General features: G+C 56.9%; 19 protein-coding genes and 1 tRNA gene. 11 read left to right on the plus strand and 9 right to left on the minus strand.

The features are described from left to right. Positions 1 to 644: 644 nt before the first annotated feature. The 3 genes from FE795_RS04565 to FE795_RS04575 all read right to left on the minus strand — a co-directional run bounded on the left by FE795_RS04565 (position 645) and on the right by FE795_RS04575 (position 2,722). On the minus strand, positions 645 to 1,442 hold the full coding sequence (locus FE795_RS04565) for a UDP-2,3-diacylglucosamine diphosphatase (protein ID WP_131071379.1): 798 nt from the start codon (positions 1,440 to 1,442) through the stop codon (positions 645 to 647). Beyond that, complete coding sequence (locus tag FE795_RS04570; RefSeq protein WP_039943527.1) at positions 1,432 to 1,941, minus strand: peptidylprolyl isomerase; 510 nt, start codon at positions 1,939 to 1,941, stop codon at positions 1,432 to 1,434. The genes FE795_RS04565 and FE795_RS04570 overlap by 11 nt, the downstream gene beginning before the upstream one ends. A gap of 169 nt (positions 1,942 to 2,110) precedes the next feature. Next, a complete protein-coding gene (locus FE795_RS04575; protein ID WP_230406263.1) occupies positions 2,111 to 2,722 on the minus strand; it encodes a tetratricopeptide repeat protein in 612 nt (203 codons plus the stop codon). A 264-nt stretch (positions 2,723 to 2,986) separates the two neighbouring features. On the opposite strand from FE795_RS04575, the gene cysS reads away from it, so the two are divergent. From cysS to FE795_RS04625, 10 genes are all read left to right on the plus strand, one after another. Then, the gene (cysS, locus tag FE795_RS04580; protein ID WP_059318754.1) at positions 2,987 to 4,438 is read left to right on the plus strand and encodes a cysteine--tRNA ligase; all 1,452 of its coding nucleotides are present in this window, start codon (positions 2,987 to 2,989) and stop codon (positions 4,436 to 4,438) included. Continuing rightward, the gene (locus FE795_RS04585; RefSeq protein WP_003802640.1) at positions 4,423 to 5,094 is read left to right on the plus strand and encodes a DNA-3-methyladenine glycosylase family protein; all 672 of its coding nucleotides are present in this window, start codon (positions 4,423 to 4,425) and stop codon (positions 5,092 to 5,094) included. Before cysS ends, FE795_RS04585 begins: the two co-directional genes overlap by 16 nt. Positions 5,095 to 5,120: 26 nt before the next feature. Then, positions 5,121 to 6,086, plus strand: a complete 966-nt coding sequence (locus FE795_RS04590) for an acetyl-CoA carboxylase carboxyltransferase subunit alpha (protein ID WP_003802638.1) — start codon at positions 5,121 to 5,123, stop codon at positions 6,084 to 6,086. Between the two features lie 130 nt (positions 6,087 to 6,216). Beyond that, a complete protein-coding gene (gene tilS / locus FE795_RS04595; protein WP_003802637.1) occupies positions 6,217 to 7,164 on the plus strand; it encodes a tRNA lysidine(34) synthetase TilS in 948 nt (315 codons plus the stop codon). A 168-nt stretch (positions 7,165 to 7,332) separates the two neighbouring features. Continuing rightward, on the plus strand, positions 7,333 to 8,586 hold the full coding sequence (locus FE795_RS04600; protein ID WP_131071380.1) for an aspartate kinase: 1,254 nt from the start codon (positions 7,333 to 7,335) through the stop codon (positions 8,584 to 8,586). 60 nt (positions 8,587 to 8,646) lie between these two features. After that, a tRNA-Ser gene (locus FE795_RS04605) sits at positions 8,647 to 8,739 on the plus strand. Positions 8,740 to 9,148: 409 nt separating this feature from the next. Continuing rightward, on the plus strand, positions 9,149 to 9,709 hold the full coding sequence (locus FE795_RS04610) for a hypothetical protein (RefSeq protein ID WP_230406265.1): 561 nt from the start codon (positions 9,149 to 9,151) through the stop codon (positions 9,707 to 9,709). 169 nt (positions 9,710 to 9,878) lie between these two features. Further along, positions 9,879 to 10,019 (plus strand): hypothetical protein, encoded by a 141-nt coding sequence (locus FE795_RS04615; protein ID WP_162829359.1) that lies wholly within the window; start codon positions 9,879 to 9,881, stop codon positions 10,017 to 10,019. After that, the gene (locus FE795_RS04620) at positions 10,009 to 10,929 is read left to right on the plus strand and encodes a prohibitin family protein (protein WP_131071381.1); all 921 of its coding nucleotides are present in this window, start codon (positions 10,009 to 10,011) and stop codon (positions 10,927 to 10,929) included. The genes FE795_RS04615 and FE795_RS04620 overlap by 11 nt, the downstream gene beginning before the upstream one ends. A gap of 83 nt (positions 10,930 to 11,012) precedes the next feature. Beyond that, on the plus strand, positions 11,013 to 11,372 hold the full coding sequence (locus FE795_RS04625) for a DUF4870 family protein (protein ID WP_131071382.1): 360 nt from the start codon (positions 11,013 to 11,015) through the stop codon (positions 11,370 to 11,372). On the opposite strand, the gene FE795_RS04630 is transcribed toward FE795_RS04625, so the two are convergent. From FE795_RS04630 to FE795_RS04640, 3 genes are all read right to left on the minus strand, one after another. Beyond that, complete coding sequence (locus FE795_RS04630; RefSeq protein WP_039943525.1) at positions 11,373 to 12,356, minus strand: AraC-like ligand-binding domain-containing protein; 984 nt, start codon at positions 12,354 to 12,356, stop codon at positions 11,373 to 11,375. It lies immediately after the preceding gene. A gap of 229 nt (positions 12,357 to 12,585) precedes the next feature. Beyond that, complete coding sequence (locus tag FE795_RS04635; protein ID WP_131071383.1) at positions 12,586 to 13,656, minus strand: nitrilase; 1,071 nt, start codon at positions 13,654 to 13,656, stop codon at positions 12,586 to 12,588. Between the two features lie 221 nt (positions 13,657 to 13,877). Next, positions 13,878 to 14,135 (minus strand): hypothetical protein, encoded by a 258-nt coding sequence (locus FE795_RS04640; protein ID WP_131071384.1) that lies wholly within the window; start codon positions 14,133 to 14,135, stop codon positions 13,878 to 13,880. Positions 14,136 to 14,244: 109 nt separating this feature from the next. Here FE795_RS04640 and FE795_RS04645 point away from each other — a divergent pair, with 109 nt between their 5' ends. Further along, positions 14,245 to 14,844, plus strand: coding sequence for a phenylacetic acid degradation protein PaaY (locus FE795_RS04645; protein ID WP_131071385.1), 600 nt, complete (start codon positions 14,245 to 14,247; stop codon positions 14,842 to 14,844). A gap of 248 nt (positions 14,845 to 15,092) precedes the next feature. Here FE795_RS04645 and FE795_RS04650 read toward each other — a convergent pair whose 3' ends face one another. Genes FE795_RS04650 through FE795_RS04660 form a run of 3 tightly spaced genes read right to left on the minus strand, consistent with a single transcriptional unit; the run spans position 15,093 to position 18,836 of the window. Further along, positions 15,093 to 16,097 (minus strand): extracellular solute-binding protein, encoded by a 1,005-nt coding sequence (locus FE795_RS04650; RefSeq protein WP_131071386.1) that lies wholly within the window; start codon positions 16,095 to 16,097, stop codon positions 15,093 to 15,095. Between the two features lie 16 nt (positions 16,098 to 16,113). Continuing rightward, the gene (locus tag FE795_RS04655; protein WP_003802619.1) at positions 16,114 to 17,781 is read right to left on the minus strand and encodes an ABC transporter permease; all 1,668 of its coding nucleotides are present in this window, start codon (positions 17,779 to 17,781) and stop codon (positions 16,114 to 16,116) included. Positions 17,782 to 17,786: 5 nt separating this feature from the next. Further along, positions 17,787 to 18,836 carry an ABC transporter ATP-binding protein gene (locus FE795_RS04660; protein WP_003802617.1) on the minus strand — a complete coding sequence of 350 codons (1,050 nt, stop codon included), beginning with the start codon at positions 18,834 to 18,836 and terminating at the stop codon, positions 17,787 to 17,789. Positions 18,837 to 19,134: the final 298 nt, after the last annotated feature.

Here is a 19,134-nt window from a genome sequence, read left to right on the forward strand (position 1 = left end):
GGCGCGCCCTTAACTTGCGGGGTGTCTTGTCCACCGGACAAGACACAAGCGTCCCGCTCAAACAGAAGGGCGATTGCACCCCGTATCCGAACACCGCCTGCGGCAAGCAGTCTGAACCGCCCCGGATACCGGGGCAGACGAACCGAGAGGCTCACAGTGAGGAGGGGACAAGCAGCCTTGCTGCTCATGGTGCTAAGAGTCGATGTTCGGACACGAGACCAGCTTTCGATGGTTCTCTTCAGTAGCCGCGAGTGAAAGTATCTTGCTGGCAAAAATCACGGTCTCTTTTGCGTTTTTGAGGGGGTAGTTGGGCTCGACGGGCGAGTCAGGGCTCTGGCCGCAGGCTCTTGCCGTATCCAGGATGCAAGCCCTTTGCTGTTTGAGCGGGGTGCTTGTGGTTCGTCCGGGGGACGAAGGACCCCGCGAGTTCACAGGGCGCCTGGATACGGCAAGAGACCAGGGAGCCCGTGCGCAGCACGGGCCGGAGACCCGCCAAGACGAGCCCAACTGCCCGCTCAAAATGCTCATGCAGCCACCTTGATTCCTGCCACCAGCACCGTGTGAAGAAAAACAGGTTTTATCGTAAGAAGGTATAAAAAGACGGGGAGCTTAAACCTGGCTGGCTGTAGGTGAAGTCACTCTTACTAAGGTCCCAGTGTCTGGCACTGATCCTCTTTACCCCATTGGTGCAAGCAAAGCTGTGTGCCTTCAATACTGATATAGCCGCCACGGCGTCCTCCTTGCGAGGAGTCCGCCTCCCAATCCGGTAGTACCCATCGGCGTACCGGCTCAAAGCCGGGAATGTCATGCACTGCAGGGCGATGTGTATGACCATGAATCAGGGCCTGCACAGGATGGGCCTGGCAGGCAGCAATAATCGCTGCAGGCTGCACATCCATAATCTCTTTGGACTTGTATTGCTTGCCGCGCTGGCTACCGGCGCGGGCCGAGTCGGCAATACGTTGGCGCAGGCTTAAAGGGCAGGCCAGATAGAGCTTTTGCAGCCAGGGTTTGCGTACCCAGTAGCGAAAGCGTTGGTAGTCCAGATCATCCAGACAATACTCATCGCCGTGTGACATCAGAATCAAACCGGCCGAGGTGTCCAGGATGACTTGATCCGGCAATAGCGTGGCGTGGACATGGCGGGCGTAGGTGTCACCCAGCAGAAAGTCGCGATTGCCGCGCATTAGATAAAGCGGATGCTGCTGCGCAAACGTGCGCAGCGCCTCACTGACTTGAGCAAGCCAGGGGGCAGGGCGGGAAATTTGATCGTCACCAATCCAGGCATTGAAAATATCACCGCCCAGAATCAAGACCTGTGCCTGATGCTGGGCGGAGTGCAGAAACTGCAGAAAATCCCGGAGGGTGTCTGGATTGTCCGGACCCAGATGCAGGTCCGCGGCAATCCAGATCTTGCCGGTCAGCGTGGGCTTATTCGACAATCGTGGCTTTTTCCAGAATGACGTCATCAACAGGCACGTCTTGGTGAAAGCCTTTGTTGCCGGTGCGCACGCCCTTGATCTGATCGACCACCTCTGTGCCTTCAATCACACGGCCAAACACGGCGTAGCCCCAGCCGTTGGCGGTGGGCGCGGTGAAGTTCAGGAAATCGTTGTCGGCCACGTTGATGAAGAACTGAGCGGTCGCCGAGTGTGGATCGGAAGTGCGAGCCATGGCCAGGGTGTATTTGTCGTTCTTCAAACCGTTGTCGGCTTCGTTCTTGACGGGCGCATTGGTCGCTTTTTGCTTCATGTCGGCCTCAAAGCCGCCGCCTTGGATCATGAAGTTGTTGATCACACGGTGAAACACGGTGCCATCGTAAAAACCGCTGGTAACGTAGTCCACAAAGTTGGCCACGGTATTGGGGGCTTTTTCTGCGTTCAGCTCGACCAGGATGGTGCCGTAATTCGTCTGCAGTTGGACGCGGGGAGAGGTGCTCATAGAAGTGCCTTCAGAAGAAGTGGAAGAATCTGCTGCCATAGCCGGACTGCTCATCATAGGCATAGCCATACAGGCAGCAATAAGCAGGGTGCGCAAGCCGCGAGCCTGATCACACCATTGAAATGTGCTTGCAAACATAAGATAGGGGCAATCCCGTCAAATAAAAATCTTATTGTTGCAGAATTTGGCCAGTTTGTTGTGCGCGTTGGGCTGCTTTGGGCACACCGCTGGCGGCCGCCTGCCGGTAGGTGTCATTGGCCAGCATGAGCTGGACTTCACCCATATTGGCGCGTGCCAGCGCATAAGACGGATCAGCGGTCAGAGCCATCTTCAGGGCCTCCAGAGCCAGCTCCAGCTTGTCTTGCGCAATGTACTCAGCCGCCAGATTATTCCAGGGCTCGGGAAGCTCTGGATAGTAGGTGGTCATGTCCTGATAAATGCGGATGGCGCCATTGTGATCGCCGCTGGCCGACAGGGCACGCGCCTTCAAAAACAGCAACTGCACATTGGCACCCGGTTCACCCCGGTCCTTGCGTTGCTCCAGCTGTTTCTCGATGGCCTGAAGGGCATCGGCATGACGGCCTTGAGCAATCAGGGTGCTGATGCGCTGGCTGATTTGTGCGCCACTCAGAGGCAAAGCGGTATCGACGCTGGGAGCCAGTACGTCCAGCGCGCGGGCCAGACCCTTCCAGCCACGTTCAGGTTCGGGAGCGATATCCAGCAAGGGATCGTTGACCCGCGCACTGGGCGGGGGCAAATCGGGCAGGGATTGGGCGCTCACGGTGTGGCCCAGGGCCAGCAAAAGGGCCAGGGAGCAAGGAGCGAGAAACCGAGTCCGTCTAGATGTACTGAACACAGAGGGGGCGCCTATAAAATCTGGCTTGAAGACCAGGAAGGTTGGTAGATTGCTGCCTTTAACGAGGTCTGCTTGCTATACTTATTGACCATCATTCTAACCTTGCCTCTTGCCGGGCGGGAAATACGGAACCTCATCCAAGGGCAATTGTTCTGGCACAAGGTTCCGATTTTATGACGATTACAGGCCATGTTGCGCATTTATAACTCGTTGTCACGCTCTAAAGAGGTGTTTTCTCCGGTTGAACCGGGCCACGTACGTATGTACGTCTGTGGCATGACGGTCTACGACTTCTGTCACCTGGGGCACGCGCGAATGCTGGTCAGTTTTGACATCGTGCAGCGCTGGTTGCGAGCAAGTGGTTATCGCGTCACCTATGTGCGCAACATTACTGATATCGACGACAAGATCATCCGTCGCGCCGTCGAGCGCAAGCAGCTCATGTCTGAAGTCACGGACTTCTATATTGACGCCATGCACGCTGACGAAAAGGCCCTGGGTGTGCAAAGTCCGGATTCGGAGCCCCGTGCGACCCAGCACGTGCCTGACATGCTGGGCATTATCGCCAAGCTGGAAGAAAACGGCCTGGCCTATCAGTCTGAAGATGGGGACGTGAACTACGCGGTGCGTCAGTTTCCCGGTTATGGCAAATTGTCAGGCCGCTCTTTGGATGATTTGCGGGCGGGCGAGCGCGTTGCCCTGAATTCTGCCAAGCGTGATCCTCTGGATTTCGTACTCTGGAAATCGGCCAAAGACGATGAGCCGGCCGAGTCCAAATGGGAGTCCTCGTACGGTCTGGGTCGACCAGGCTGGCACATCGAGTGTTCGGCCATGAGCAAGGCGCTGCTGGGTCTGCCCCTGGATATTCACGGCGGTGGCCCGGACCTGAAATTTCCGCACCACGAGAACGAAATCGCCCAAACGGAAGGGGCCTTTGGCGGCCAGTTGGCCAATGTCTGGATGCACTGCGGTCCCCTGATGGTGGACTCGGAAAAAATGTCCAAGTCCCTGGGCAACTTCCGTCGCATTCGCGATACCGTGGCTCCCGAGGGCCTGGCCGACGACCAAAGCAGCTATATCGCCAATCCGCGTGAAGCGGAAATGCTGCGCTTCTTTATTGTGCGCAATCATTACCGCAGCCTGCAAAATTACGCGCCGGACAATCTGCGCGATGCCCAGCAGGCTCTGGATCGTCTGTACCAGACCCTGCAACACGTTCCTGCTGCCGACGTTCAGATCGACTGGACGCAAGGCCCCGCCTTGGCGTTTGCCGAAGCCATGAACGACGATTTCAATACGGCTGGCGCTATTGCCGTTCTGTTTGAACTGGCTGGCCAGGCCAACCGCGACAAGGATGCGCAGGCCGCTGGTCTGATGCGCGCCCTGGGGGGCGTGATCGGCCTGTTGCAAGTGGACCCGGCCGTCTACTGGCGCGCCAGCACACGTTTTGGTCAGGCAGCCAGCGTGGCCGGTGCCGATTCCTTGAGCGACACCCAGATTGACGAGCTTCTGGCTGAGCGCAGCCAGGCCAAGCAGAACCGTGATTTTGCGCGTGCCGATGCTATTCGTGAGCAGCTCAAAGAGCAGGGCGTAGAGCTTGAGGACCGGCCAGGTGGAGCAACACAATGGCGCAGGGCCTAAGCGGCGTTCAATCCGGCCCTCAAGTGCGTTTGGTGGGCAAACCTGACTACTGGGACGACGCGTGCGCCCAGTTGATGAAGCGCGATCGTATCTTGCGCAAGCTCATCCCCCAGCATGGCGATTACTGGTTGCAACATCAGGCGCCGGCTTTTACTACATTGGTGCGCTCCATCGTGGGCCAGCAACTGGCCTCGCGTACAGCAGACCAGTTGTGGGCGAAGTTGCTGGAGGGCTGCGGTCAGGCGCTGTCGCCCCAACTGATTTTGGAGCTGGGCTACGAGACCTTGCATGGATTGGGTTTACCCAAACGCAAGGCCGAATATATCGTTGATTTGGCGACGCACTTCGATGCTCGTAAAATCGACCCCCAGGCATGGCAGTCCCTGTCTGACGAAGCCGTTATTGCTGACCTGTGCGCCATTCGTGGCGTCGGTCGCTGGACGGCGGATATGTTTCTGATTTTCAACTTGCACAGACCCGACGTTCTCCCTTTGGACGATGCGGGTCTGCTCAAGGCAATCTCTCAGCACTATTTCAGCGGCGAACCGGTGTCCCGGTTCGAGGCGCGTGAAGTTGCTCAGGCGTGGGCGCCGTGGTGTACGGTGGCTACCTGGCATCTGTGGCGCAGTCTGAACACAGTTGCGGTACGATATTAAATTAGGCCTAAACCTTAAGAACCGACATGCGAAATACATTCCTGGAATTTGAGCAGCCTTTGGCCGAGCTCGAAGGCAAAATCGAAGAGCTCCGCTATGTGCAATCTGATTCCGCTGTGGATATTTCAGAGGAACTCAGCCGTCTGCAGCAAAAAAGCCAGACGCTGGCCAAAAATATTTATGCCAAGCTCACGCCTTGGCAAACGGCCCTGGTTGCTCGCCATCCACAACGTCCATATACCCTGGACTATGTAAACCAGATTTTTTCGGACTTTCACGAGCTGCACGGCGACCGCATGTATGCGGACGACCTGGCGATCGTGGGGGGGCTGGCACGATTCAATGGCACCCCCTGCATGGTCATTGGCCACCAGAAAGGTCGTGACACCAAAGAGCGCGCCCGTCGCAACTTTGGCATGCCTCGTCCGGAAGGGTATCGCAAGGCCCTGCGACTGATGCGCCTTGCCGAGAAATTTGGTATTCCCGTGTTCACCTTCGTGGATACCCCTGGCGCGTATCCTGGCATTGGCGCTGAGGAGCGGGGTCAGTCCGAGGCAATCGGTCACAACCTGTTTGCCATGGCCAAGCTGCGTGTGCCTATCATCTCCACCATTATTGGTGAGGGCGGCTCGGGCGGTGCCCTGGCCATCGCCGTGGGGGATGTGGTCTCCATGCTGCAGTACTCCACGTATGCCGTGATCTCGCCGGAAGGCTGTGCCTCGATTCTCTGGCGTAGCGCCGACAAGGCTCCCGTCGCTGCCGAGGCTCTGGCCATTACGGCGCCCCGTCTGAAAGAGCTGGGTCTGGTCGATCGCGTGATCAATGAACCGATCGGCGGCGCGCATCGCGACCCCACGATGATGGCTCGTCAGTTGGGCCGTGCCCTGGCCGACGCCTTGCGTCAGGTGTCGGGTCTGACTACCGAGCAATTGCTGGCGCAACGCATGGAACGTCTCCTGGCCTATGGCCGCTATCAGGAAGTACGTGCCTGATCCATTGCCTTGCAGTCCGCTGGGGGGCTTTAGCCCCTCGCCTGCGCTGCTAAAAGCGCTTGACCACCACCTGAGTTTTACAAGCAGCGATAGCATCGCTGTCGCCCTGAGTGGTGGCGCGGACTCGGCTATGCTGGCGGTACATGCCCATTTTTGGGCCAGCCGCCGCAAAGTCACACTTCATTTTTTCCATATTCATCACGGCCTGCAAGCCTTTGCCGATCAGTGGCAAGCGCATGTGCATGACTTGGCGGCGCGTTTGCAGCGACCCTGTCACAGTTTGCGGGTCCAGGTGCAGTCCCGCCGTCTCAGCGCGGATGGCATGGAATCCGCCGCACGTGATGCCCGCTATCAAGGTCTGGCTGAACTGGCGCATTTTGTTGGCTTGCAGCATGTGCTGCTGGCCCATCATCAGGACGATCAGGCTGAAACCGTTTTGATGCGTTTGCTGCGAGGCACGGGCACAACCGGCTTGGGTGCGATGGCACCCCATATGCAGCGTGATGATCTGAGTTACTGGCGACCCTGGCTGGAGCAGCCCAGGGCACTCATTCTTCAAGCCAGTGAACATTTTACGGCGGCCACAGGCTGGCACGCAGTACAAGACCCCACCAATACCAATCCTGATTACACCCGTGGCGCGGTGCGTGACTTGCTCACGCCTGTGCTGGATGCACGCTGGCCCGGTTGGCAAAGCCGTTTGCAAAGACAGGCCCACCTGAGCCGTGAAACGCAGGAGGTCCTGGACAGTGTGGCGCGTCAGGATTGGCTGGGTCTGGAGCCGGATGAAACCGGCCGCAGCTTCAGTTTGAGCGCCTGGCGCGGTCTGGAACCGGCCCGGCAAAGCATGGTGATCCGTTATTGGTTGCAGGAGCAGGGCGCCGGTTTGCCCACGCATGCCCGTCTGGCAGAGCTGCTGCGCCAGCTGCGTGGCGTGCATGCCCAGGGTCACGACAGAAATTTGATGTGGAAGCATGGACCAAACCTGATCCGCTGTGTTCGTGGTCGGGTGCTGATCGAATCTGCCGGTTCAGGCGGGCAGCAAGCCGGCCTGAAGGCCGATCAAGCAAGTAAGTAGTTTTGGGGTGGCCTGTGGCAGGAGCGTGGGCTATGGTGTTGAGTCGACAAAGTATGTGTTTTTTTGCGTGCGCATGTGGTAGAGCCTGCGCTTGGGGCACAGAAAGTCGTTAGAATAGTTGGGTTTTGTGTCTATCCCAGACCTTAGCCCTTTGATGCAGAGTAAAAGATGTCCCTGATCGTACATAAATATGGCGGCACGTCGATGGGCTCGATCGAGCGCATCCAGAATGTGGCGCGTCGGGTTGCCAAATGGCATGCCGCCGGGCACCAGGTGGTGGTGGTTCCTTCGGCCATGTCCGGCGAAACTAACCGCCTGCTAGGCCTGGCCAAAGAACTGAGCGTTCAGCCTGATCCGCGTGAGCTGGATATGCTGGCAGCCACGGGCGAACAGGCCAGTAGCGCCCTGTTGGCCATGGCCCTGGCGGCCCAAGGCGTACCTGCCCGCAGCTATACCGGCTGGCAGGTTCCCGTAAAAACTGACAGCGCCTACACCCGTGCTCGCATTCGTTCTATCGACGACACCCGCATCCGCCAGGATCTGGACGCAGGCCGTGTGGTCGTGGTGACCGGTTTCCAGGGTGTGGATGATGAAGGCAATATCACGACCCTGGGTCGTGGTGGCTCGGACACCTCGGCGGTGGCGGTGGCAGCGGCCATGAAGGCCAGCGAGTGCCTGATCTACACCGATGTGGACGGTGTCTACACGACCGACCCGCGCGTCGTGCCGGAAGCCCGTCGCATGAAAGTGCTGTCTTTTGAAGAAATGTTGGAAATGGCCTCTCTGGGCTCCAAGGTTCTTCAAATCCGGTCCGTGGAATTTGCCGGCAAGTACAAGGTGCCCGTACGCGTCTTGTCGTCCCTGACCGACCCCATGATTCCGCTCGAAGAAGAAATGTCTTCGGGCACGCTGATTACTTTCGAGGAAGACCAAAAAATGGAAGCTGCCGTTGTCTCTGGCATCGCCTTCAGCCGTGATGAAGCCAAGTTCACCCTGCGTGCCGTGCCCGACACCCCTGGCGTGGCCTATTCCATTCTGGGCCCCATTGCCGCCGCCAATATTGAAGTCGACATGATTTTGCAGAACCTGTCGGTTCAAGGCACGACCGACTTCTCCTTTACGGTCAGCCGCAATGATGCACTGCGCACCAAGGAATTGCTGACCAATCAGGTTGGCCCTGCCGTGGGCGCTGGTGAAATCGTGTTTGACGAAGCCGTTTGCAAAGTCTCCATCGTGGGCATCGGCATGCGTAACCACGCCGGTATTGCCAGCTCGATGTTCCGTGCCTTGTCCGAAGAGGGCATCAATATCCAGATGATCAGCACCAGCGAGATCAAGACCTCTGTGATTATTGCCGACAAGTACATGGAATTGGCTGTGCGTGCCTTGCACAAGACTTTCGAGCTGGATCAGGAAAAATAATCTCTTTTGCTATTTGCATTGGTTTTTTATAAATGCTATAGTAGCTTCTTTCCTAGAGCTGGAGACGTGGCCGAGAGGTTGAAGGTACTCCCCTGCTAAGGGAGCATACGGCTTATACCCGTATCGAGGGTTCGAATCCCTCCGTCTCCGCCAGCTGGAATTAAATTAAGCCCTTGTTTTCAAGGGCTTTTTTTATTGCCTGCTGTTTTCTGACGATATGTCGGCCCCTTAATGGCCGGCAGTCACCAGATACTTGCACCACTTTTTTTTGCATCCGCCACGCGGATTGCGCTGTGTTCACTCCGTTCCCGTGATACGTAAAAAACAAGAATTGTTACCTTTCCCTTGCTTCATCCGAATCAGTTGCGGATCTGGGAAGGAGGGATGTTTCAAACAACACGGATTGCAAAGAGTGCAAGACTTTTCAAACAAAGACACTTGAAGAATGAAAAGGCTGTGTCGTTTTTGGCACAGGCCAAGTAAAGCAGCGGGTCTCGTGCTTACAATCAAATAAAGTGTTTTGCGTCGTTCAAGACGGCAGTCTTGTTTTTTAGGGCGAGCGATGATTAAACGAGTCCTCTGTATCTGTGGCATAGCCTTGATGGGCTTGCCGTTTTTGGCGTCTTCAACTGAGCTGGCATTAGATGAGCAGGTGGTGACTCGTTACGTGCAAAGCCTGCGCGATATTTTGCCCGTGCTCCAAACGGTGGAGCGCAGCGAGCCCGTGTGGGACGGGGGGCAGCCGGATGGCTTGCCGCCTGTACTGGAACTTGAGCAGGTGGAGCGCGGCTCGGACTTGTACCGCCAGTTAAATAGTCTGACGCAAAAACATGGCTTCTCCGGACTGGAGCAATGGGACGCCGTGGGCCAGCAGATCTGGCTGACCCGTCTCTATATCCAGGAGCGTGAAGATCTGGATTCGGTCTATGAGCAGCTGGATGTACTGGAAGCCGCTTTGCGTGATAACGCCCGCCAGTATTCCACGGCCGAGCTCGAGCAGTTAATGCGCACGTTCCAGGACAGCAAAAATCATATTCTGCGTTTGATCGCAACGCGCAGTGATGTCCCCCCCGTACAGGCACATATGGCTGATCTGGATGCGGCACTGGCTTCGCTGGAGTAACGAGGCGGCTGTCAGGTACGGGGCAGCACGATGCAATGGTGCTCGTTGGGAATGGATTCCCCGCAATTCGGGCTAGTTGTCATATTTTGACGCTTCTTTTCTGAGCATGACAGAAGGAATCGGGGATAATTGCCGTCTTGTTGAAAACTAGTGGGAAGACTGAAGCGTCATGCGTATCATCTTGATTTTGTTGGGGGCTGCGGTATTGGCCTACCTGATTGCCAAAGGCATACGGCAACTGATGGTGGAACGGCGTCAATTAAAAGACCAGACGCGACAGCCACGCCCAGGAAACCGTGATGAGCACTGATAAAAATCCATTTACTAAACTGGCTGCGAAAACAAAGTCTGAAGGTGGCGCCAATTATTCCAAGGGACTCGGTTTCCTGGGGGCTGCGCTGCTTATTTTCCTGATCCTGATTGTGGCCTCCATGGGCTCATTTCTGCAGGTTGACCAGGGGGAGCGGGGTGTGGTGCTGCGCAACGGCAAGCTGGTGCGCGTGGCCGAACCGGGCCTGGACTTCAAGGTACCGTTCTTTGATACGGTGCGCAAAATTTCGGTGCGTGACCACACAGTTCGCATGCAGCTGGAAGCCTATAGTTATGATCAGCAGTCTGCCTCGATGGTCGCATCGGTCACGTATCGCGTGCCAGAAACCGATGTGGCCCAGCTGTATTCCGAATATGGTTCGCTGGAGGCGTTGGAAACGCGCTTGCTCGAACGCAAGGCGCTGGACGTGATCAAGAACGTGTTTGGTAAATACACGGCCGCCCAGTCGATTCAGAATCGTGAAAAGCTCGGGGCCGATATCAACGAAGCCATGCGGGTGACGCTGGAGTCTGCGCCTTTGCAGATGATGGGCGTGCAGGTTGAGGAAGTGTCCTTCTCCAAGGCTTACGAGCAGTCGATCGAAAACCGTATGCTGGCTCAGGTTCAGATCGAAACCACTCGCCAACAGAAGGAAACCGCCTCCATCCAGGCGGAAATCGAGGTGGTTCAGGCTGAGGCTCAAGCTCGTGCTCAGCGTGAACGGTATATGGCCGAAGCCGACGGCATTCGTTTGCGCGGGGAAGCGGAAGCCAAGGCTATTTCGGCCAAGGCACAGGCACTGGCGCAAAATACGAATCTGGTCAATTTGAATGCCGTGGAGAAGTGGGACGGCAAATTGCCAGAGAGTCTGGTGCCTGGTTCGGCCATGCCTTTTATCGGGTTGCGCTAAGGCAGGGGCTGGCCTGAATGGGCTTTCTTCGGTAGCGTTAGGACAAGCATGACGCTACCGATTGTGTTTCCAAGGAGTGATGGATGAATGAAGAAATGAACCCTGTCCCACAAGGTGGGGGTAGCAATCAACTGGTCAGTCTGCGTAATCTGACACTCATCAATTACGCGCTGTATATCTTGTCCATGTTTGGCGGCATTACCGCCCTGGTTGCCATCATCATCAATTACATCAAACGCGATGAAGTGCGCGGCACGTATCTGGAGTCGCACTTTGACTGGCAAATCCGCACCTTTTGGTGGGGCTTGGCTGGTGTGGCCCTGTCTTTCTTGCTGATGGCGATTCTGATCGGTTTTGTGACGATCGTCATCGTGAGCGTCTGGATCTTGTACCGTCTGATCAAAGGCCTGCTGGCCCTGAGTGACGGCAAGGCGATTGCCTGATCAGCCAGTCATCAAGCGTGGTTGAGAAAGGGCTCGCATCGCTTCGCGGGCCTCTTTGGGCGGTACCCCAAAATGCTGTCGAAAGGCACGGCTGAAATGCGCGGAGCTGCTAAATCCCCAGTGGTAGGCAATCTCGGTAATGGTTCGCTTGTGATGAGCCAGGCGGCGCAAGTCTTGCTCAGCCCCTTGCAGGCGCATGGACCAGATCCAGTTTGTCAGTGAAGTCGCCTCGCCGTCCCAGGCGCGGTGAATCGTGCTGGCGGCCAGCCCCAGACGCTGGGCGATCTTGCCAACGCACAGTTCAGGATCGCGCAGGTTTTCCAGCACATAGGCTTTGATTCGCTCGCGTCGCTGCGAGGCCGTGTGGTCTTTCAAGGGCAGTGTGCTCAGATTGTCAGCCAGTGCCGCCACCAAAATACCCACCAGACTGTCCGCCAGCGAGCGGTCTACCAGATCCCCGCGGGACGGCGGGCTGTTCATCAGCTCGGACACCATATGCGAGAGCAGGCGTGCCGTACCGGATTGGGCGCTACTCATCGTGCAGGCGGTCATGTCTTCGGCATGGTGCAAGCGTTTGCGCAAGATGGAACCGGGCAAGGAGAGCACATATTGCTCAAAATCCTGGTCAAACAAAAGCTGGTAAGGGCGGGTGGAGTCGTACAGGGCCAGATCTCCAGGCTTGAGATGGGCCGTTTTTTGGTCCTGAATCAGCTGCCCGGTGCCCGCGACCTGAATGCTGAGCAGAAAAATATCTTCAGAGGCGCGGGAGATTTGCAATGGTGTGCGCAATACGGTTTGCGTGGTCGAGGTGATTCGGGACAGATTGACGGCGGCCAGTTCGCGACGAGTAATGGCGCCAAAGAAGGGAGCCGTGGAGCGGGAGGGAACGGCACATTCCAGTTGCACATAGGCTTTGTTGACGGCTTCCATCCAGTAAGGGGCGCGCCGTGCGGGGGGAATTGTCGTCGTAGACCATTGCTCCATGGAAGACCTCATCGTCTCAGAACCAGAGGCAGATAGCAAACGCTGCCATCAGCCGAACTGGCTAAGTATCCGGTATGTTCCAGGGTTTGGACCAGACCAGAAAGCGTCCCAGGAGGCGATAATTTCAGACCAGCTGGAGCCCCCGGTGCCTGGCTTACCCCTCAATGAGCGAGCAGCAAGCGCACCGGGCCCTTTCTGTGGGGCGTAAAGGTTGATCGACCTGGACCCGTCAGGATGGCTCGTGCAGCAGTACCGTGTCAGTGCTGTAGTTTGGCTGAGTAGGCTCGGCCGGAGCGCTGCTCAGTGGCGATGGGCTAGCCGTGCTCTCTTTAACGACGCTTTTGTGGTGTAGGCGGGTCATAGGCTCACGATGTCCCAAGTCCAGCACCAGGCGAGTGGCTTCGGGTTTGGAATAGTGCCCCACAGGGTCATTGATGGCCTTGGCGTAGGCAATTTCTTCCATGTCCAGATCAGCGATGATCAGGCCTTCGGCATCATGGGGCAGGTAAGGTGCCAAGGTACGGCCATCAGGGGCAAAGATCATGGAGCTGCCTCCGCCTACGGTCAGTAGATGGGCGTTGTGCTCACCGACTTCCAGCATGTCCAGCGTCTCTTGGGTGACGACACTGCTGGCAGCAATCGTAAAGCACTGACCCTCCACCGAGTAAATCTGTGAAGCGGCCATATTCACCTTGGCGCTCAACGCATGTGCCTGTTCGCTGTACAGTGAAAAAGAGGGCCAGGCAGCAATGTGGATTGCCTCATGCTGGGAGTAGAGTGCGTATTTGCTCAAGGGGGAGAGGTGCTCCCAGCAGCACAAGGCTCCGACCCGCCCCAGCTCGGTATCGGAGACGATCAGGTCGCGGGCATACCCTTCACCAAAGACCGTGCGCTCTACATGCGTGGGTTTGAGTTTGCGGCGCGACCACAACATCTCGCCCTTGTCATCAATCAGGCACTGCCCCAGATACAGGCTGCCGCCACTACGCTCGCTGTAGCCCAGGGCAATAAAAATACCCAAGGTACGCGCGGCCTGGGCAATGTGATGAAATTCTGCACTGTCCAGACAGAGCGAGTTGGCCTGATAACGGGCACTGTATTTGAGTGACCAGGCCGGTGCGCCCAGCCAGACATGAAAAGGGTAGCCCGGTAGCCAGGTCTCGCCAAACACGATCAGGTCGCATCCCTCATCGCGCGCCTGACGGGCAAGTTCAATGGTCTTGTCCACGCCGGCTGCCAGATCGTAATTGGGAGAGGCGGCCTGTACGGCGGCGGCCCGAACGATTTTCCTTGTCTGCATACATCCTCCATGTCGCGGTATTCGCGATCTTGATCCCCATGCCGTGCACAATACCGCACCCGGCCATTATGATTTGACTCAGTGTAGGGCCGGGAGCGGGTGAGGAATTGACTGACCGACGCAGCAAACTTGACTGGTAGGCGCAGGCTCAGGGAGGTTCGGATGAGCGCTTGAAACGGATAGCGACGGGTGCAAGGAGGCGGTCGCCGCGTCTCTGTTACTTATGGTGCGAAGCTGTATTGCACCGTCAAGCCCAGACCCAGGACCCAGAGGATCAAGGGGATTGGACGCATCAGCAGGCTGGGAATGGTGCGCAGGATATAGCCGAGCAGACGGGTAAACAGCCAGAGCAGGGAAGGCGATCTATCTGTTTCTTTCATATAAATCATGCCTTGCGCCAGCAAAAAGGACTGCGACAGGTAGGCGGCGTAAAACACCATGCCCAAGCAAAAGGCCAGCCAGTAATACAACATGCTCATAGGATGCAAAAAGAAAGAGGACGGCGCATTATATCGAGCTGTAGAGGCTATGATCTTCTTTTTGGCCGGACCCCGTGCTGGCCAGGTGCAGGCTTTGTACGAGGCAGGTATGCAAAATATTTATTCTATTGATGGTCTGGTGCCCGTCGTTCATCCTACGGCCTTTGTTCATCCTACCGCCGTGTTGATTGGGGACGTGATTATCGGCGAAGGGGTTTATATCGGCCCCCTGGCGAGTTTGCGTGGCGACTTCGGGCGCATCATCATGAAGGCGGGGTCCAACATTCAGGATACCTGTGTGATCCACGGCACGCCTTACCAGGACACCATCGTGCATGAGGACGGTCACGTCGGACATGGTGCGGTGCTGCACGGATGCGTGATTGGACGCAACGTACTGGTGGGCATGAATGCGGTGGTCATGGACGCGGCGGATATTGGCGCGGACAGTATTATTGGCGCCATGGCCTTTGTTAAAAAAGGCATGCAGGTGCCGCCGCGCAGTCTGGTGGCCGGCTCTCCCGCAGTAATCGTCAAAGAGCTGGATCAGAAGGCCATTGATGGGAAATTTTTCGGAACACGCATGTACCAGCGTCTGGCTCAGCGCTCGCTGGCGACCATGCAGCGTGTTGAACCTTTGACCGAAGTAGAGGCCGATCGCCCACGCCTGCGTGAAGACCAGATTTACCCGGTGGATTGCTCCAAGTAGAAGCTTGAGTGGCACTTTGCTTCTCTCAGCCCCAGACGGTATTGCCGATTTATACGCGGGTTTGAATACGCATAGGGCTGTGTATTGGCATCCTGCGAGTCTTGCTTGCCGCCGTGTGTCGGCAGTAATAATGAAAAAACCCTTGGCATGGAGTGATATCCAGAGACCAAGGGTTTTTTGTGCGTTGAGTCTTCAGGCTGCAAGGTCTGAGCTGCCAAGCAGGACGAGGCAGCCCGTGCTTGCCGGACTTATTTGCCTGCCGCCGCCAAAGCCTGTTTCCAGACGTCGAGCACGGTGTTGTATTCAGCCGCCGCTTTCAAGGGATCGAGAGTGGCCACTTTGATCTGATCCAGGTTTGGCAACTGGGTCAGTTCGGCCACATTGATGTCGCTACGGGTGGGGCGACGGAAGTTTTCTACCAGTTCGGCTTCCTGTACTTCCTTGGACAGCAAAACGTCTACCAGTTTGCGAGCTGCCTCCTGACCGTTCTTAGGATTCTTGATCACGGCCACGCCTTCCGGGGCAACAAAAGTGCCGTCTTCAGGGTAGATCAGCTCAATCCCTTTCTGGCCACCGGCGACGTAGGCGTAAGCGGCGTATTCCATGGTCACGCCCAGTGGGTATTCACCGTTAGCCACACTTTTGTAGACCTGGCCAGAACTCTTGGACACGATGACGTTGGCAGCCAGTTTGTTCAGGCCTTCCGCGCCGTACAGTTGGTAAATACCGTAAACCTGATCGTAGGCACTACCCGAGGAGGCGGGATCACCGATGATGATCTTGCCTTTCCACTGAGGGTCGAACAAATCAGACCAGGTCTTGGGAGCGGCCAGGCCTTTCAGCTGGCGCTCGTTGGCCATGATGACCATGACGTGGGCATTGGAGCTGGTCCACAGGCTGTCCTTGCCGTGGAAGGCCTGCGCAATAGCCTTGTTCTCGGGTGATTCGTAGGGCTCAAAGTTTTGCTGGAAAGCAGCCATGGTGCCGTAACCAGCGCCCCAGACCACATCGCCCAACGGGTTTTGTGCTTCGGCTTCGATACGCTTCATCAAGGCGCCCGCGCCTGAGGTTACTTGTTGAATGGACAGGTCCGGCGCGGTTTTTCGGGCGATTTCCAGGGCCGTATCAATGGTTTGCACATTGTTGGGCGTATACATCACGGCATTGGCGGCCAGAGCGGTACTGGACAGGGACAGGGCGCCGACACTGAGCGAGAGTGCCAGACCTGTTTTCAGGAAACGTGTAGTCAGCATAATGAGCCTTTTTAGATTAGCGGCTGGAAAACAGATCCAGCTTGAGGAAACGGATAGCCAGATAAATAGGCACCAGAATCACGACCATCAAGATCACGCCATAGGCCGAGGCGCGGGCCAGAAAACCGGCGTCAATCTGGCGGAACATCTGGATGGGCATGGTTTCCATCCCACCGTAATACAGCACGATCGTGGCGGAAATTTCGGCCAGGGAAGTCACCCACATCAGGATGGCCGCCCCCAAAATGGCTGGCTTCATCAAGGGCAACACCACCTTGAAGAAACTCTGAAAAGGACTGACACCCAGGTTGATGGAGGCTTCTTCGATCGAGTCGGGAATGTTGTAGAGCGAGGCCGACGCGGAGCGAATGGAAAAGGGCACCTTGCGCACAAAGTAGGCGCCGGCCATGATGACCCAGGTGCCGGTGAGCACCAGCATGCCGCTGTTGTAGGTCTGGATCAGGGCGATACCGAGCACAGTGCCTGAAATGGCCAGGGGCAGCATCACCATATAGTCCAGCGCCGTCACCACGAACAGTCGCTTTTTCACGATCAAGTAACTGCAGATCGTGGCAAAGCAGGTGCCTGCAACGGTGGCGACACTGGCCAGCATCAGCGAGTTCAGGATGGGCTCCGGTGCGTAGCGCAGGGCGCGCTCCATATTGTCCAGGGTGAAGGTCCCGTATTGCATGACCGGGCCGCTGGCTTTGGTGAACGCGCCAATCAGCACGATAAAGGCCGGAATCAGCGAGAAGGTCACAAAGAGCACGGCGCCGATGGTCAGCAAGATGCCGGCCAGGCCTTGGGCGCGTACAGGACGCGGCGCACGGCCTTGCTGCATCTGGAAGGTCTTGCGCTCCAGAACCCGTTTCTGGATGAACAGCACGGCACCGACCAGAATTACCGAGACGACGGCCAGCACGCCTTGCATGGTGGGGTTGCCACTCATTTCGGACAGAAAGGTGGTGTAGGTCAGCGAGGACAGTACATCGACCTGACCGCCCAGAATCATGGGGATGGAGAAGTTGTCCACGGCCAGTGTGAACACAATCATGGCATTGACCAGCAAGGCAGGCATCAGCACCGGAAAGGTGACGCTAAGCGCGCGCTTGAAGTTGCTGGCCCCCAGGTTCACAGCCGCTTCTTCCAGCGTACCGTCAATAGCCTTGAGCGCCGCCAGCATGCCGATATACACATAGGTGTAATCGTTCAGGATCAGCACGTAAGACATGCCAAACCAGCCGTAGAAGCTGGGCAGGTCGATGCCGATGTTCTCCAGCGCCAGACGCACCACGCCGTTATTGCCCAGCAGCATCAGCCAGGCCTGCGAGACAATGATGTCCGGCAGCACAATGGTGGTCAGCGGCAAAATGGCGACAATGGCTTTGCCGGGAAAGTCGTAGCGCGCCACCACATAGGCCAGTGGAGCGCCCAGCAGCAAGGTGCCGATGGTGGAAATCAGCCCCAGCTTGATGGTGTTGAAAAAGGCCTCGACGTAGCGGGGGTCACTGAAAAAGGTTTCAAAGCCGTGCAGGCTGGGCAGGCCCGTTGCCGGATCAACGACACTTTGATAGAACAAGGAAGCCAGTGGCCAGACGACCCAGAAAACCAGTACCACCAGACAAACCAGGGCAGGCAGGAACCAGGGAGAACGAAGGGCCAGGGGTCTTGCAGCAATAGCCATGAGTATTACGCCTCGACCAGACGACATTCAGGGCTAAAGCTCAGGTTCACCGAGCGGCCTGCCAAAAGATGGGGGTCCAGGGCGGCCGCAACGTCAGCAATGATCTGTTTGCCGTCATTGAGCTTCAGGCTGTAGGCCGTTTTGGTCCCCAGATACTGGCGAGCCACCACCTGGGCGGGGATGCTGCCAGCCAGCGCTTGCGTATGCAGCGTGATGTGTTCGGGACGTACCGCCAGCAAGACCTGGCCTGCTGGGGGCGGATTGTTCACCATGATATGGCCGCCTGCGATGCTGACGGTGGTGTGGTCGGGCTCCTGATGAACGCCCAGGGTGTCGATCAGGTTGGCCGCCCCAATAAAGTCGGCAGCATACGCTGTACGTGGGCTGGAGTACATCAGTTCAGGTGTATCGAGCTGGTCGATCCGACCTTGGCGCAACAAAGCGATGCGGTCCGACATGGACAGGGCTTCTTCCTGGTCATGTGTCACGAAAATAGCCGTGATGTTCGATTCCTGTTGCAGTTCACGAATGACCTGACGCATCTGAATGCGCAGCTTGGCATCCAGGTTGGACAGGGGCTCGTCCATCAGCAACACCCGGGGTTCGATCACCAGGGCACGGGCCAGGGCCACACGCTGACGTTGACCGCCTGACAGTTCAGCAGGGTAACGCTGGGCCATGCCGCCCAGCTCGACGCGGTCCAGAATGTAGCCGACTTTTTTCTTTATGTCGCTGCTGCTGACTTTACGTACCCGCAAGCCGTAGGCCACGTTGTCAAAGACGCTCTTGTCCGGAAATAGGGCGTAGTCCTGAAATACCATGCCGGTCTCGCGCTTGTGGGCGGGCAGGTAGGTAATATCTTCTTTGTCCAGATACAGACGGCCTTCATCGGGGATGATGAAACCGGCAATCATGCGTAGCAAGGTGGTTTTGCCACAGCCGCTCGGGCCTAATAATGTGAAGAATTCACCGTGCCGGATTTCCAGGCTCAGTTCATTGATGATGGTGTTGCTGCCGTAGCGTTTAACGACGCGATCGATGTGGATGTCTGCCATGGGGATAGATCAGCCTGGGACTGAATAATGCAGGTAAGCCGCGCTGCAAGAAGGCGGTTGCCTAGGCTTTTAAAGGAAGTGGCTCAGGCGCCGCCGGCGATATAAACCGCCCTGGGGCCTTGGCACAAACAATAATTACAAGTTGATGACATGTTTTATACGAAGTTGCTATCTTAGCAGCAGGTCAATGCTTGTAGTTTTAATTATCAGGCAACTAAGTCTTTGGAAATGGCTGGCCTGGCAGGATGTGCGCGATGCGCAGAGAAAAAAAATCTGCCGCTCACGCCCTCTGTTGCGA

The sequence above is a fragment of the Alcaligenes ammonioxydans genome (assembly GCF_019343455.1).
Lineage (GTDB): Bacteria > Pseudomonadota > Gammaproteobacteria > Burkholderiales > Burkholderiaceae_B > Alcaligenes > Alcaligenes ammonioxydans.

Excerpts from the sequence above, each read along its gene's own strand:
- FE795_RS04570 (WP_039943527.1), bottom strand. The coding sequence starts at position 1,941 with ATGAGCACCTCTCCCCGCGTCCAACTGCAGACGAATTACGGCACCATC.
- FE795_RS04650 (WP_131071386.1), bottom strand. The coding sequence starts at position 16,097 with ATGCTGACTACACGTTTCCTGAAAACAGGTCTGGCACTCTCGCTCAGT.
- FE795_RS04585 (WP_003802640.1), top strand. The coding sequence starts at position 4,423 with ATGGCGCAGGGCCTAAGCGGCGTTCAATCCGGCCCTCAAGTGCGTTTG.
- FE795_RS04620 (WP_131071381.1), top strand. The coding sequence starts at position 10,009 with ATGAGCACTGATAAAAATCCATTTACTAAACTGGCTGCGAAAACAAAG.
- FE795_RS04640 (WP_131071384.1), bottom strand. The coding sequence starts at position 14,135 with ATGAGCATGTTGTATTACTGGCTGGCCTTTTGCTTGGGCATGGTGTTT.
- FE795_RS04660 (WP_003802617.1), bottom strand. The coding sequence starts at position 18,836 with ATGGCAGACATCCACATCGATCGCGTCGTTAAACGCTACGGCAGCAAC.
- cysS (WP_059318754.1), top strand. The coding sequence starts at position 2,987 with ATGTTGCGCATTTATAACTCGTTGTCACGCTCTAAAGAGGTGTTTTCT.
- FE795_RS04645 (WP_131071385.1), top strand. The coding sequence starts at position 14,245 with ATGCAAAATATTTATTCTATTGATGGTCTGGTGCCCGTCGTTCATCCT.
- FE795_RS04655 (WP_003802619.1), bottom strand. The coding sequence starts at position 17,781 with ATGGCTATTGCTGCAAGACCCCTGGCCCTTCGTTCTCCCTGGTTCCTG.
- FE795_RS04600 (WP_131071380.1), top strand. The coding sequence starts at position 7,333 with ATGTCCCTGATCGTACATAAATATGGCGGCACGTCGATGGGCTCGATC.
- tilS (WP_003802637.1), top strand. The coding sequence starts at position 6,217 with ATGCTGGCGGTACATGCCCATTTTTGGGCCAGCCGCCGCAAAGTCACA.
- FE795_RS04590 (WP_003802638.1), top strand. The coding sequence starts at position 5,121 with ATGCGAAATACATTCCTGGAATTTGAGCAGCCTTTGGCCGAGCTCGAA.
- FE795_RS04625 (WP_131071382.1), top strand. The coding sequence starts at position 11,013 with ATGAATGAAGAAATGAACCCTGTCCCACAAGGTGGGGGTAGCAATCAA.
- FE795_RS04615 (WP_162829359.1), top strand. The coding sequence starts at position 9,879 with ATGCGTATCATCTTGATTTTGTTGGGGGCTGCGGTATTGGCCTACCTG.
- FE795_RS04630 (WP_039943525.1), bottom strand. The coding sequence starts at position 12,356 with ATGGAGCAATGGTCTACGACGACAATTCCCCCCGCACGGCGCGCCCCT.
- FE795_RS04610 (WP_230406265.1), top strand. The coding sequence starts at position 9,149 with ATGATTAAACGAGTCCTCTGTATCTGTGGCATAGCCTTGATGGGCTTG.
- FE795_RS04635 (WP_131071383.1), bottom strand. The coding sequence starts at position 13,656 with ATGCAGACAAGGAAAATCGTTCGGGCCGCCGCCGTACAGGCCGCCTCT.